We start from the raw sequence: 13,214 nt of genomic DNA, 5'->3' as shown, positions 1-13,214 counted from the left end.
GCCATGGACATCGGGGTAGTGCTCCAGTGCAATCCGCCGGCGTCCCGTGTGGTCGACCTGGCCAGACAGGCCGAGACACACGGTTTCTCGCACGTATGGACATTCGATTCGCACCTGCTGTGGCAGGAACCGTACGTCATCTACAGTCAAATTCTGGCCGCGACGAGGCGGGTGACCGTCGGCCCGATGGTCACCAATCCCGCCACCCGCGACTGGACGGTGACGGCATCGACGTTCGCAACGCTCAACGACATGTTCGGCAATCGGACCGTCTGCGGCATCGGCCGCGGTGATTCGGCGGTCCGTGCCCTCGGCGGCAAGCCGACAACCCTTGCAGCGCTGCGGGAATCGATAGAGGTGATCCGTAGCCTGGCCAACGGGCGCAGCGCCCGGGTCGGTGAGACGACGGTGCAGTTCCCGTGGGCGGAGCGGTCCCGGCTCGAGGTATGGGTTGCGGCGTACGGACCCAAAGCCCTCGAGCTCACCGGTCAGGTGGCGGACGGGTTCATTCTGCAGCTGGCCGATCCCGATATCGCGGCTTGGACGATCGGCCGGGTCCGCGCTGCGGCCGAGCAGGCGGGTCGCGACCCGGATTCGATCTCGATCTGCGTTGCAGCTCCCGCCTACGTGACCGACGGCACCGACGCAGGGCTCGAACACGCCCGAGATCAGTGTCGTTGGTTCGGCGGGATGGTCGGCAACCACGTCGCCGATATCGTCTCGCGATACGGCGGCGATGGCGGTGGTGTTCCTCAGGCTCTCACCGACTACATCGCAGCGCGCAAAGGGTACGACTACAACGAGCACGGTCGAGCAGGAAACTCGCACGCAGAATTCGTTCCGAACGAGGTGATCGACAGGTTCTGCCTACTGGGCACCCCGGCCGATCACATCGCCAAGCTGAAAGAGCTGGAAACACTCGGCGTCGACCAGTTCTCGGTGTACCTGCAGCACGACGCCAAGGCCGCGACACTCGAGGCCTACGGAGAGAGCATCATTCCGCAGATCCGCCCGAGCGTGACGGCAACGTCGTGACGAGTCTGCTCGATCAGGCTGCGGTGGTGGCACCCACTTCCGCCGGTGCGAATCGAGGAGTGCGGCGTCCGGTGATGGCAATGGTGGCCGTCGGCTCGTTGCTGGCGGTCTGGGAGCTGGTGAAAGTGCTCGTCCCCGAGAACGGGGTGAGTGTCGCCGGAGTGCGGGTGCTGCCGCGCACCGACGACGGTGCACTACCGCACGTGTGGTCGGTGTTGGCGGCGCTGACCGAGCCCGAGGTGAACGTCGCCGGCGCTCGCAGTGTCGGTGCCGCGATCGTGTCCAGTGGCCTGTTCACGTTCGGGCTCGCCGTACTCGGGTTCGCGCTGGGGACGGTGGTCGGGCTGTTGCTGGCCGTGACGATGCAACGGTTCGTGTGGGTCGAGCGGTCCGTGTTGCCGTATGTGATCGTCTCGCAGACGGTTCCGCTGATCGCGTTGGCACCGCTCGTCGCGGGCTGGGGCGGGAAGATCGCCATCGGCGGTTACGCCTGGCAGCCGTGGATGAGCATCACCGTCATCGCGTCGTATCTCGCGTTCTTCCCGGTGGCGGTGGGAATGCTGCGCGGCCTGCGTGCACCCGATCGGGCAGCACTCGATCTGATGCACAGTTACGCGGCCGGATGGTGGAGCACCCTCGTTCGAGTTCGCCTGCCCGCCTCGGTGCCGCATCTGATTCCGGCGCTGCGTCTGGCTGCTGCCGCCGCCGTGATCGGTGCCGTGGTCGCCGAAATCTCCACCGGAACGACCGGCGGTATCGGTAGGCAGATCATCGTGTTCTCGCAGCAGGCAACTGGAGACGCTTCCCGCCTGTACGCCGCTGTTCTCGGCGCAGCGGTGCTCGGGTTGGTGGTGACCGCACTGGTATCGCTGCTCGATATCGCGCTCGGCCGTTATGCGGGCCGCTCGCCCGGTCGAAAGGATCGGTCATGACCGAGCATGCGGTACTCGTCGAGGGCGTGGGGAAGACGTTCGACGGGGGAGTGACTGCGCTGGAGGATGTATCGCTCGCGATCGCCCCCGGTGAATTCGTCTCGCTGATCGGGCCTTCGGGGTGCGGTAAGTCGACGTTGCTCCGCATCGTGGCCGATCTCGAGCAACCGACGTCCGGTTCGGTATCGGTGTTCGGCCTGTCTGCTCGCCGAGCCCGCGTCGAACAGAAGTACGGCATCGCCTTTCAACAGGCAGGGCTGCTCGATTGGCGCACAGTGCAATCGAACGTCGCATTGCCGCTGGAACTGCACAAGGTTCCCAAACGCTTGCGGGCAGAACGGGTTCGCGAGTTGCTGAACCTCGTCGGACTCACCGATTTCGCAGAGAAATTTCCCAGCCAGCTGTCCGGTGGGATGCAGCAACGAGTGGCGATCGCACGGGCGCTGGCTCGAACGCCGGGACTGTTGTTGATGGACGAACCGTTCGGGGCCCTGGACGAGATGACCCGCGAGAAGATGCAGAACGACCTACTCCGCATCGCCGAGGAGTCCAGCGCAGCAGTGGTGTTCGTGACCCACTCGATTCCCGAAGCGGTGTACCTGTCCGATCGGGTGGTTGTCATGTCCCCTCGGCCGGGACGGATCGTCGACGCACTCACGATCGACAGTTTCGATGCGAACGGGGATCCACGCGAATCGGCGGAGTTCTTCGCGTCCATCACCGCGGTTCGTGACGCATTGCACGGCCGTGCGGTTCGCAGTGCGGATCTGCGATGAAGCTCTGGCTGCCACCGGTGGTGTTCGGCGCGGCGGCGCTCGCACTGTGGCAGTTGCTCACGGTCGTCGCGGGGGTTCCGTCGTTCCTGCTGCCGTCGCCGAGCGCCATCGCCGAGCAATTCGTGCGCAACCTCGGCAACATCGGATCGGCAAGTCTGGCAACGGGAACCAATGCTCTCGTGGGGTTGATTGCAGGTTCGGTCCTGGGTCTCCTCGCAGCAATGGCCGCGGTTCGCCTGCGGATCGTCGACGAACTGCTCACCCCGTTGGCGGCGGGTGCCGCAGCCGTTCCCATCGTCGCTCTTGCGCCGGTGTTCAACTCGATGTTCTCCTCGACCACCGACCTACCGCGGCGACTCGTGGTGACCATCGTCGTGTTCTTCCCGGTATTCGTCAGCGCGGCAAAAGGACTGCGGCAGGTCTCGGCTGTGCACCACGACCTGATGACGTCGTATGCCGTCGGCGGTTGGCAGTTCACCCGTATCGTTCGCCTCCCATCCGCCGTTCCGCACATTTTCACCGGGTTGCGGGTTGCCGCTCCCAATGCTGTCATTGCTGCCATCATCTGCGAGTACTTCGGTGGACTGCAGAACGGTTTGGGGTCGCGGATCACCTCCGCCGCGGCGAACACGGCCTACCCCCGGGCGTGGGCCTACGTGATGGGTGCCATCGCAGTCGGTTTGCTCTTCTTCGTGGTTGTTCTGTTGCTCGAGAAACTCGTGTCCCGGCGTCGTCCCCAGGAAAGATGGATATGAACATCACTCGAACCCCCCGACCCCTTCTCGCCGTCGTCATGGCTCTGGCGGTGGTCGCCTCGGCCTGCAGCACCACCACGACCGACACCGACACCGCGGCCGACGGGAACACCACGATCAAGCTGCAACTGCAGTGGTTCAAACAGGGCCAGTTCGCGGGCTACCTCGCCGCCGTCGATCAGGGTTTCTATGCGGAACAGGGGCTGGACGTCGAAATCCTCGACGGTGGAACGGATATCGTTCCGCAAACCGTGCTCGCCCAGGGGCAGGCCGATTACGCCGTCGCGTGGGTACCCAAGGCGCTCGCATCCCGTGAGGCCGGAGCCGGCATCACCGACGTGGCCCAGATCTATCAGAAGTCGGGCACATTGCAGGTCTCGTTCAAGGATCAGAACATCGCCACACCGGCCGACCTCCAGGGCAAGACCGTCGGAAACTGGGGCTACGGCAACGAATTCGAGCTGTTCGCCGGTATGACCAAGGCCGGGGTCAGTCCCTCCGACGTGACGTTGGTGCAGCAGCAGTTCGACATGAACGGCCTTCTGTCCGGAGATATCGCCGCAGCCCAGGCGATGTCCTACAACGAGTACGCCCAGTTGCTCGAGACCGTGAACCCCGCAACCGGTGCGCTCTACACGGAGGACGATTTCACGTCGCTGAACTGGAACGACGACGGTGTCGCGATGCTGCAGGACGCGATCTGGGCCAATACCGACAAGCTCTCCGACGAGGCCTACCAGGAGCAGACCGTCAAGTTCCTGGCGGCGTCGTTGAAGGGCTGGATCTTCTGCCGCGACAACGTCGAGACGTGCCGCGACATCACCGTCGCTGCGGGCTCGACACTCGGCGCGAGTCATCAGCTGTGGCAGGTCAACGAAGTCAACAAACTGATATGGCCGTCCGCGGACGGGATCGGAATGATCGACGAGGCGGCCTGGCAGCAGACGGTCGACATCGCGAAGTCCACCCGGAATGCCGAGGGATCGACCGTGCTGACGGCCGACCCCGACGCCGAGGCGTACACCAACGAGTACGTCACCGAGGCTTTGGATTTGTTGAAGGCCGACGGTGTGGACGTGACCGGAGAGTCGTACGCTCCGATGGAGGTCACACTGGAGGAAGGCGGCAAGTAGATGGATCACGTGTTCTACTCCTGGTCGGCGCAGGCCGAACTGAATCCGATCACCGTCGAGGGTGCGGAGGGATCGTGGTTCTGGGACGACAAGGGCAAGCGATACCTGGACTTCTCGTCACAGTTGGTCAACGTCAACCTCGGGCATCAGCACCCTGACGTCGTCGCCGCCATCGTCGAACAGGCCCAGGTTCTGACGACCATCTCTCCGACCGTGGCCAACAACAAGCGCAGTGAACTCGCGGCGTTGATCGCCGAACGTGCGCCGGGTGATCTCGATCGAGTGTTCTTCACGACCGGTGGCGCAGAAGCCGTCGAGCACGCGGTGCGGCTGGCGCGACAGCACACCGGGCGCACGAAGATGCTTGCCGCGTACCGCTCTTACCACGGTGGAACCGGAGTTGCGATCGGTCTTACCGGTGAGCCGAGGCGTTGGGGCACCGAACCCACCAACGTCGACGTCGTCCGGTTCTTCGGGCCGTATCCCTACCGGTCACCATGGGGGACAACGACTCCCGAGGACGAAACGGCCGCAGCACTGGCACACCTCGAACAGGTCATCGTGCTCGAGGGAGCGCAGAACATCGCCGGACTGATCCTCGAATCGGTCATCGGCACCAACGGTGTGCTGATCCCGCCGCCCGGATATCTGGCCGGCGTTCGGGCGCTGTGCGACAAGTACGGAATCGTCTACATCGCCGACGAAGTGATGGTCGGGTTCGGGCGAATCGGCGAATGGTTCGCATGCCAGGCCTGGGATGTGACACCGGATCTGATCACATTCGCCAAGGGCGTCAACTCCGGGTACGTGCCTCTGGGCGGGGTGGTCATCTCGGAGAAGATCGCCTCGCAGTTCGATCACAAGCCCTATCCCGGCGGGTTGACCTACTCCGGTCACGTGCTCGGGTGCGCCGCGGGCGTGGCATCCATCGGAGTGTTCGAGCGCGACAAGATTCTTCCGCACGTGCGTCATGTGGGGGAGGACGTACTCGGGGCGGGCCTGTCCAAGCTGGCCGAATCTCATCCGAGCGTGGGCGAGGTGCGTGGCAAGGGATTCTTCTGGGCCGTCGAACTGGTCAAGGACGGCCAGACGAGGGAACCGCTGGTGCCGTTCGCTGCGTCGGGCAAGGACGCGGCGGCCATGGGGACGGTGACCGCAGCGGCGAAGTCCCGCGGTCTGTGGCCCTTCGTATCGGGCAATCGCCTCCAGATCGCGCCGCCGCTGACGACATCCGAGGACGAGATTCGTCAGGGACTGGAAATCCTCGACGAGGTGTTGACGGTGGCGGACGGGTTCACCGTCGACGGGTGATCAGAGCACCGCACCGGGGTTGAGGATGCCCGCCGGATCGAGGGCAGTCTTAATACGGCGGGTCAGTTCCATGACGTCCTCACCGACCTGATCGGGCAGCCAGGCCTTCTTGAGGCGACCGACGCCGTGTTCGCCGGTGATGGTGCCGCCCAACGAAATCGCCAGATCCATGATCGCGCCGAAGGCGATGTTGGCGCGCCGTGTCATGTCGGCGTCCTCGGGGTCGAAGACGATCAGGGGGTGGGTGTTGCCGTCACCGGCGTGGGCGATGACCGCCACCAGCACGTCGTATTTCCTGGACAGCTCGGCGATTCCGTCGACGAGGGCCGGAAGTGCGGGCAGTGGAACGCCGACGTCCTCGAGCAGCAGGCTGCCGAGTCGCTCGACCGCGGGAATGGCGAATCGCCGTGCGGCAGCGAAGGCCTCACCCTCGTCGGGGTCGTCGGTGGTGAAGACATCCGATGCGCCGGCCTCGGTGCACGCGGCCGCCATGATCTCGATCTCGCGACCTCGGTCGGCACCGGGGGAGTCGGACCGAGCAATGAGCATCGCTGCCGCCTCGCGATCGAGTCCCATGTTCATGGCATCTTCGACGGCACCGATGGACGCGCGGTCCATGAACTCGAGCATCGACGGCCGCAGGTTCCGGGTGATGGCCAGAATTGCGGCGGTCGCGTCGTGCACCGACGCGAACGACGCGACCACCGTACTGGCGGGAGGTTGCGCCGGGATCAGTCGAAGGGTGATCTCGGTGATGATGCCCAGCGTGCCCTCGGAGCCGACGAAAAGCTTCGCAAGAGACAGGCCTGCAACGTCTTTCAGGCGTGGCCCACCCAGTCGGACGGCGGTACCGTCGGCCAGGACGACCTCGAGACCGAGAACATAGTCGGTGGTGACGCCGTACTTCACACAGCACAGGCCGCCCGCATTGGTGGCCGCATTGCCTCCGATGGAACACATCTCGAACGAGGACGGGTCCGGTGGGTACCAGAGGCCGTGTTCTGCGACGGCCTTCTTGACCTCGACGTTGAGCAGCCCGGGTTGTACGACGGCGATGCGGGTCACCGGGTCGACGGCGATCTCACGCATCAACTCGGTGGTGAGCACGATTCCGCCGTCCACGGCGGTGGCACCACCGGACAGGCCCGACCCGGCGCCGCGTGGGACGACCGCCACGTTGTGCTCGGTGGCCCACCGCATGACGGCACGAACGTCCTCGGTTATTTGTGCGCGCACGACGGCCAGTGGGGTGCCGGCGTCGGGATCCTTCGCCCAGTCGCGGCGGTAGCCCTCGGTGATGTCCGGGTCGGTGACCACCGCGCCGGGTGACAGCAGGGATTCGAGCTCGCTCAGGCGGGCATCTGTATCGGTCGTCACCGACATCTCGGTCTCCTCACATCGAAATTGTGACCGTCGCCACTCGAGTGTGTCACGGCCGCGTGTGCGGTGGAGTCGGGGCCGGTCGGCGCTCGGTCACTGATTGCGTTGCAGCGTCAGTTCTGCGAGTTCGGTGGCGGCGGCGCACGGGTCGGCCGGACTGGCGCCTCGGTACTGCACCCACCAGGTGATGACACCCGAGTACGCCGCGCTGATTCCGCACGACGACGGATCGTCCGGCCGTCGTGACAGGAACGCCGTGGTGCCGGCAACGGCGACGTCTTCGGTCGCGTAGCCGAGCCGATCGGCCAGGTCTCGCTCGCGCGAGAGTGCATCGTCCTCGAACCAGGCGAAAGTCACATCGATGAGTCCGCCGCCGCCGATGCCGGTCCACATGCACACTGCACCGTAGAAGTACTGCTCGACGAGGTCGGCACCCACTGTTTCGGCGATGGTGGGATCGGGGACGGCGATGCACTCCTCGAGCAGCTTGTCGAACTGCCCACTGCCGCCGGATCGAGCGGGCACGGCCGTACCGGTCACGGTGGTGGTGCATCCGGTACCGACGGCCGCAGTGACGAGGACAGCGGCGACGACGCGGCGGGTGGAATCGGCGGAGCGGAATGTCGACATCGGGCTACTTCGCCTTCGAGATCGTGATTCTGGCCAGATCCTCGACGACGTCGCAGGAATCGCGGGGGCCGTCGACCACGAAGTTGACGGACCAGTGCACGAAGCCGTCCCCGTTCTCGACTCCGGCCTCGCACGACGCTCCCGACGCCGCGGCGGTGAATCCAGGGTGACCGTCCACATCGATGCGCTCGATGGTGCGACCGACGGCCTCGGCCACGGAACTCTCTCGGTCGATGGGGCTGCCGCGGTACCAGGTGAACATCGCGTACGCGCCGCTCGTGGATTCCCAGCGGCAACGAATGGCGTTCTCGGACACCGCCGTCAGGTCGGATACGGCCGTGAGTTCCTGCACTTCGGCGTCGTCCATCGAGCCGCATTCACCGACGAAGAGTTCTTCGGTGATGGGTCGGTCGGCCGTCTCGGACGTATCCGGACCGGCCTCGGTGGCCGGCGTGTTCGAGCATCCGAACAGCCCGCATGCGACCGCAGCGATCAAGGCTGCAACGGCTCGGGTGCGCACGAACTCGGACTTTACCCACCCCGTCGGGGAGAGGGTGAGCGTTTGATGGAAGTGAGTCACATCAGTAACACCAGCCTCAGGCGTTACCAGATCGATGCGTCGTCGACACGTAAATTTGTAGTTCGCCACGCTAGCGTCCAGCGCAGCGAACCTCGCACTCCACGCGGTGCGAGTCGACAAGGAGGCTGCACCATGATCGATCCCGGAAGTGACTCCTGGAACTACGTGGCCGCGATGTTCTCGTACGAATTTCTCGGGGGCGGAATCGAATACGACACCATCGAGCGCATTCACCGAGGCGAGATCGACGAGTGGGTTCAGGCGTTGACACAGTCGGGGCTCTTCGATCGAGCAGCCATCGCGCAGATTGCCGACTCGTGGCATCAGGCCCCTCGCCAGTTGTTCGACATGCTGGTGCTCGACGCGGACGAAATGACCGCCAGACGGTGCTCGCTGGCGTGGTCCTCGCTGGACCGGCTCGCTCCACTTGCTCGCCTGGGCTGAAGACTCGCCCGGGCCGAAGGACGGTCAACTACCGAGCACACGCGTTCCCGACGCATCGACGACGATGGCCTGTTCGTCGGTCAACCCACGGCAGTCGATGCCGTCCCTGCGCAGGCGCTGCATCGTTGCTTGCCCCGAATCGTTCTCGTCCAGAACGGAATTCAGGTGCGGGACGATCGAGAAACCGACCAGGCCCAGTCCGGTCCACACCGGATCGACACCTGTTGCGGGCCGAACCTCGCCGGGGTCGTCCGCGTCCTCGACGCCGATCAACGACGGTGCGGCAACACACGCGCCCGCGCTGTATCCGCCGTACACGATCGATCCTCGCCGAACACGCTCGGCGATGACCTCGTCTGCGCCCGAGCGGGCGAGTTGAGCGCGCAGGACGAACGTATTGCCCCCGCGAACCCACACCGCGCCGAAGTCGTCGAGGGCGCGCTCGAGAGCAGCGGGCCGACCCACGTACTCGCGCAGATCCAGCTCGGCAGGCCGATACCCGAGCGCCCGCAGCGGAACGAACTCGCTTGTGAGCGAGGATTCGCGAGCGGCGCGCGGCCACGCGTCCGATGCGTTCGCAATCACGGCGAGATCGGACGGTGGGCCGGTGAGCTCGACGAAAACGTCGGAGTGGCCACCGAATCGGTACGACGACAGGAACAGCTTCATGCCGTCGGTTCGCCATCGAGCCGGGCCAACCCGACACGAACGGCGTCCGCGACACGCTCGGGCTCACTCAGACGACGTGTCACGAAGCCGGCCGCGAACCGGAAGCGGTCCCGATGCCAACGAGGCACCACGTGCAGATGCAGGTGGAAGACCGTCTGAAATGCGGCCTTACCGTCGTTGATCACGAGATTGGCTCCGTCGGCGCGCAGGTCCGAGTGCCGGACCGCGCGCGCCAGCGTGTGCCCGACGCGAAACACGTCTGCGGCCGCGTCCGGGTGGGTCGCATTCAGATCGGTGGCGTGCTCGCGCGGAACGACGAGCAGGTGGCCGCGAGTGACCGGCCGAATGTCGAGAAACGCGACAGCATGGTCGTTCTCGAACACGCGATGCGCGGGAGCGTCGCCCGCGACGATGGCACAGAAGATGCAAGGTTCCACGGTTGTCACTGTAGGGTCCGTTCATCACCGATAGACCCATATGGCGCGCATCACAATTGCGCTCCCCGTGGCCGAGGAATGTCGAAACGGACTCGATTCAGAACGAATCGGACTGTGTTCCGGGCTACCCGCGGTCTGTCTCCTCTGGCTACTATCAGGGACCTTGTGCCTTGTCGCATGGGTTCGTCCGCTCGTCGCAGGCTCGGAGCCGTTGGTCGATTCGTGGACACCATTCAACGCAGGAAGACGGAGATTTGGATACATCGCAGAGCACTGAGAAGGGTTCGGGATCCACGACTGTCGTCGGTGTGGTTCGGGAATCGGGGGAGGGCGAACGTCGTGTCGCTCTGGTGCCCAAGATCGTTGCCTCCCTGGCGGGCAAGGGCGTCGAGATCGTCGTCGAGTCCGGCGCCGGTCTCGGCGCTCTGATTCCCGACGAGTTGTACGTCGCCGCCGGAGCGACCATCGGTGATCCATGGTCGGCCGACGTCGTGGTGAAGGTCGCGCCGCCGTCCGACGCCGAGATCGCCAAGCTGACGTCGGGTTCGACGCTCATCGGATTTCTGGCACCGCGCAACGCGGAGAACAGCATCGGGGCGTTGAAGGCGGCCGGAGTACAGGCTTTCGCCGTCGAGGCGATCCCGCGGATCTCACGGGCGCAGGTGATGGACGCACTGTCCTCTCAGGCCAACGTCGCCGGCTACAAGGCCGTGCTGTTGGCAGCGTCGGAGTCCACCCGGTTCTTCCCGATGCTCACCACCGCCGCGGGCACCGTCAAGCCCGCTACCGTGCTGGTTCTGGGCGTCGGCGTGGCAGGTCTGCAGGCGCTCGCCACCGCGAAGCGTCTCGGCGGCCGCCCCACCGGATACGACGTGCGTCCGGAGGTGGCGGATCAGGTTCGCTCCGTCGGCGCGCAGTGGCTCGATCTGGGGATCGACGCCGCAGGCGAGGGCGGATACGCGCGTGAGCTGACCGAAGACGAGCGGGTGCAACAGCAGAAGGCTCTCGAAGAGGCCATCAAGGGATTCGACGTGGTCATCACGACCGCGTTGGTCCCCGGACGACCCGCCCCGCGATTGGTCACGGCCGCGGCCGTCGAGGGCATGAAGCCGGGCAGCGTCGTGGTCGATCTCGCAGGGGAAACCGGTGGCAACTGTGAACTCACCGAGCCCGGCGAGACCGTCGTCAAGCACGACGTCACCATCTGCTCCCCGTTGAACCTGCCGGCCTCGATGCCCGAGCACGCCAGCGAGCTGTACTCGAAGAACATCTCGGCATTGCTCGAACTCATGTTGGTCGACGGCAAGCTCGCTCCGGATTTCTCGGACGAGGTTCTCGCCGGTGCCTGCGTGACACGTGAGAAGGAGAACTGATGTACACCCCGCTGCTCGCGAACATCGCGATCCTGGTGCTGTCCGGGTTCGTCGGCTTCGCGGTGATCTCCAAGGTGCCCAACACCTTGCACACCCCGTTGATGTCGGGAACCAATGCCATCCACGGCATCGTCGTGCTCGGCGCCCTGGTGGTGCTCGGCAAGGTCGAGGATCCGTCCATCGGCCTGCAGGTCATCCTGTTCGTCGCTCTCGTGTTCGGAACGGTCAACGTCATCGGTGGATTCGTGGTCACCGACCGCATGCTCGGCATGTTCAAGTCCAAGCCCGTTCCTGCCAAGGCCACGAAGGGTGCTGACTCCTGATGGACAATCTCGTCAACATTCTCTACATCGTCGCCTTCGGCATGTTCATCTACGGACTGATGGGTCTGACCGGACCGAAGACAGCCGTGCGTGGCAACCAGATCGCCGCTGTCGGCATGTTCCTCGCCGTCGTGGCGACGTTGATCTCTGTTCGCGATACCGAAAACTGGATTCTGATCGTCGTCGGCCTGGTCGTCGGCGTCGCGCTCGGTATCCCGCCTGCTCGCCGAGTCAAGATGACCGCGATGCCACAGTTGGTGGCCCTGTTCAACGGCGTCGGCGGTGGAACGGTTGCGCTGATCGCGTGGGCGGAATTCCTCGACACGTCGGGATTCTCGAACTTCAAGCACGGTGAATCGCCGACGGTCCACATCGTCATCGGGTCGCTGTTCGCGGCCATCATCGGGTCGATCTCGTTCTGGGGATCGCTGATCGCGTTCCTCAAGCTGCAGGAGACCCTGCCCGGCTCGCCCATCACCATCGGCAAGTTGCAGCAGCCGCTCAATGCTCTGCTGCTGATCGGTGCTGTGGCCGCCGCCGTGGTCATCGGCATCAACGCCACTCCGGGCGGCGGGGTGTCGCAGTGGTGGATCGTTGCGGTTCTCGTACTCGCCGGAATTCTCGGTCTGACGGTCGTGCTGCCCATCGGCGGCGCAGACATGCCGGTCGTCATCTCGCTGCTCAACGCTCTGACCGGTCTGTCTGCGGCGGCCGCAGGCCTGGCGCTCAACAACACTGCGATGATCGTCGCCGGCATGATCGTCGGCGCGTCCGGCACGATCCTGACCAACCTGATGGCCAAGGCCATGAACCGTTCCATTCCGGCGATCGTCGCCGGTGGATTCGGCGGAGGCGACGCTGCTGCAGGTCCTGCGGGCGCAGGCGGCGGAACGGCGAAGGCCACCTCTGCAGCCGACGCTGCCATCCAGATGGCGTACGCCAACCAGGTCATCGTCGTTCCCGGATACGGCCTCGCCGTTGCGCAGGCGCAGCACGCGGTCAAGGACATGGCCAAGCTGCTGGAATCGAAGGGTGTCGAGGTCAAATACGCCATTCACCCCGTCGCCGGTCGTATGCCCGGGCACATGAACGTGCTCCTTGCCGAAGCCGACGTCGCATACGACGCGATGAAGGAGATGGACGACATCAACGACGAGTTCGCCCGTACCGACGTCACGTTGGTCATCGGCGCGAACGACGTGACCAACCCGGCGGCGCGCAACGATCCGTCGAGCCCGATTCACGGGATGCCGATCCTGAACGTCGATCAGTCGAAGTCGGTCATCGTTCTCAAGCGGTCGATGTCGTCCGGATTCGCAGGCATCGAGAACCCGTTGTTCTTCGCCGAGGGAACCTCGATGCTGTTCGGCGACGCGAAGAAATCGGTTTCGGAGGTGACCGAGGAGCTCAAGGCTCTCTAGTCACGGGCAGTCAGC

Annotated in this window: 15 protein-coding genes; 10 read left to right on the top strand and 5 right to left on the bottom strand. The window is 64.8% G+C overall.

Annotated elements, in window-relative coordinates; genetic code table 11:
* Positions 1 to 3 precede the first annotated feature (3 nt).
* From R3P95_RS25555 to R3P95_RS25530, 6 genes are read left to right on the top strand one after another with little or no spacing between them, the layout of a single operon-like run.
* Positions 4 to 1,035: a TIGR03842 family LLM class F420-dependent oxidoreductase gene (locus R3P95_RS25555; protein ID WP_317549866.1), complete on the top strand. Its 1,032-nt coding sequence runs from the start codon at positions 4 to 6 to the stop codon at positions 1,033 to 1,035.
* Positions 1,032 to 1,967: an ABC transporter permease gene (locus R3P95_RS25550; protein ID WP_317549865.1), complete on the top strand. Its 936-nt coding sequence runs from the start codon at positions 1,032 to 1,034 to the stop codon at positions 1,965 to 1,967. Before R3P95_RS25555 ends, R3P95_RS25550 begins: the two co-directional genes overlap by 4 nt.
* Positions 1,964 to 2,743 carry an ABC transporter ATP-binding protein gene (locus tag R3P95_RS25545; RefSeq protein WP_317549864.1) on the top strand — a complete coding sequence of 260 codons (780 nt, stop codon included), beginning with the start codon at positions 1,964 to 1,966 and terminating at the stop codon, positions 2,741 to 2,743. The genes R3P95_RS25550 and R3P95_RS25545 overlap by 4 nt, the downstream gene beginning before the upstream one ends.
* Positions 2,740 to 3,498, top strand: coding sequence for an ABC transporter permease (locus R3P95_RS25540; protein ID WP_149408063.1), 759 nt, complete (start codon positions 2,740 to 2,742; stop codon positions 3,496 to 3,498). Before R3P95_RS25545 ends, R3P95_RS25540 begins: the two co-directional genes overlap by 4 nt.
* Positions 3,495 to 4,631, top strand: coding sequence for an ABC transporter substrate-binding protein (locus R3P95_RS25535; protein WP_317549863.1), 1,137 nt, complete (start codon positions 3,495 to 3,497; stop codon positions 4,629 to 4,631). The genes R3P95_RS25540 and R3P95_RS25535 overlap by 4 nt, the downstream gene beginning before the upstream one ends.
* Entirely contained in the window at positions 4,632 to 5,942 is a 1,311-nt protein-coding gene (locus R3P95_RS25530) for an aspartate aminotransferase family protein (RefSeq protein WP_149408062.1), read from the top strand.
* Here the strand turns inward: R3P95_RS25530 and R3P95_RS25525 are convergent, their stop codons facing one another.
* The 3 genes from R3P95_RS25525 to R3P95_RS25515 all read right to left on the bottom strand — a co-directional run bounded on the left by R3P95_RS25525 (position 5,943) and on the right by R3P95_RS25515 (position 8,472).
* Entirely contained in the window at positions 5,943 to 7,325 is a 1,383-nt protein-coding gene (locus tag R3P95_RS25525; protein WP_317549862.1) for an FAD-binding oxidoreductase, read from the bottom strand. It abuts the gene before it with no gap.
* Between the two features lie 90 nt (positions 7,326 to 7,415).
* On the bottom strand, positions 7,416 to 7,952 hold the full coding sequence (locus R3P95_RS25520; protein ID WP_317549861.1) for a DUF3558 domain-containing protein: 537 nt from the start codon (positions 7,950 to 7,952) through the stop codon (positions 7,416 to 7,418).
* A 4-nt stretch (positions 7,953 to 7,956) separates the two neighbouring features.
* Positions 7,957 to 8,472 (bottom strand): DUF3558 domain-containing protein, encoded by a 516-nt coding sequence (locus tag R3P95_RS25515; RefSeq protein ID WP_269595613.1) that lies wholly within the window; start codon positions 8,470 to 8,472, stop codon positions 7,957 to 7,959.
* 192 nt (positions 8,473 to 8,664) lie between these two features.
* On the opposite strand from R3P95_RS25515, the gene R3P95_RS25510 reads away from it, so the two are divergent.
* The gene (locus R3P95_RS25510; RefSeq protein WP_068048371.1) at positions 8,665 to 8,976 is read left to right on the top strand and encodes a hypothetical protein; all 312 of its coding nucleotides are present in this window, start codon (positions 8,665 to 8,667) and stop codon (positions 8,974 to 8,976) included.
* A 24-nt stretch (positions 8,977 to 9,000) separates the two neighbouring features.
* On the opposite strand, the gene R3P95_RS25505 is transcribed toward R3P95_RS25510, so the two are convergent.
* Entirely contained in the window at positions 9,001 to 9,645 is a 645-nt protein-coding gene (locus tag R3P95_RS25505; protein ID WP_317549860.1) for a Type 1 glutamine amidotransferase-like domain-containing protein, read from the bottom strand.
* A complete protein-coding gene (locus tag R3P95_RS25500; protein WP_394855348.1) occupies positions 9,642 to 10,091 on the bottom strand; it encodes an HIT family protein in 450 nt (149 codons plus the stop codon). Before R3P95_RS25500 ends, R3P95_RS25505 begins: the two co-directional genes overlap by 4 nt.
* Before the next feature lie 245 nt (positions 10,092 to 10,336).
* Between R3P95_RS25500 and R3P95_RS25495 the strand changes: the two genes are divergently transcribed.
* The 3 genes from R3P95_RS25495 to R3P95_RS25485 are packed head-to-tail and all read left to right on the top strand — an operon-like array spanning position 10,337 to position 13,199.
* A complete protein-coding gene (locus tag R3P95_RS25495; RefSeq protein ID WP_068048363.1) occupies positions 10,337 to 11,455 on the top strand; it encodes a Re/Si-specific NAD(P)(+) transhydrogenase subunit alpha in 1,119 nt (372 codons plus the stop codon).
* On the top strand, positions 11,455 to 11,778 hold the full coding sequence (locus tag R3P95_RS25490; RefSeq protein WP_068048360.1) for an NAD(P) transhydrogenase subunit alpha: 324 nt from the start codon (positions 11,455 to 11,457) through the stop codon (positions 11,776 to 11,778). Before R3P95_RS25495 ends, R3P95_RS25490 begins: the two co-directional genes overlap by 1 nt.
* A complete protein-coding gene (locus tag R3P95_RS25485) occupies positions 11,778 to 13,199 on the top strand; it encodes an NAD(P)(+) transhydrogenase (Re/Si-specific) subunit beta (protein ID WP_317549859.1) in 1,422 nt (473 codons plus the stop codon). Before R3P95_RS25490 ends, R3P95_RS25485 begins: the two co-directional genes overlap by 1 nt.
* Positions 13,200 to 13,214 lie beyond the last annotated feature (15 nt).

It is taken from the genome of Rhodococcus cercidiphylli (genome assembly GCF_033042225.1).
In the GTDB taxonomy this organism is placed as follows: domain Bacteria; phylum Actinomycetota; class Actinomycetes; order Mycobacteriales; family Mycobacteriaceae; genus Rhodococcoides.
This window is presented reverse-complemented; position numbering and strand designations above follow the sequence as displayed.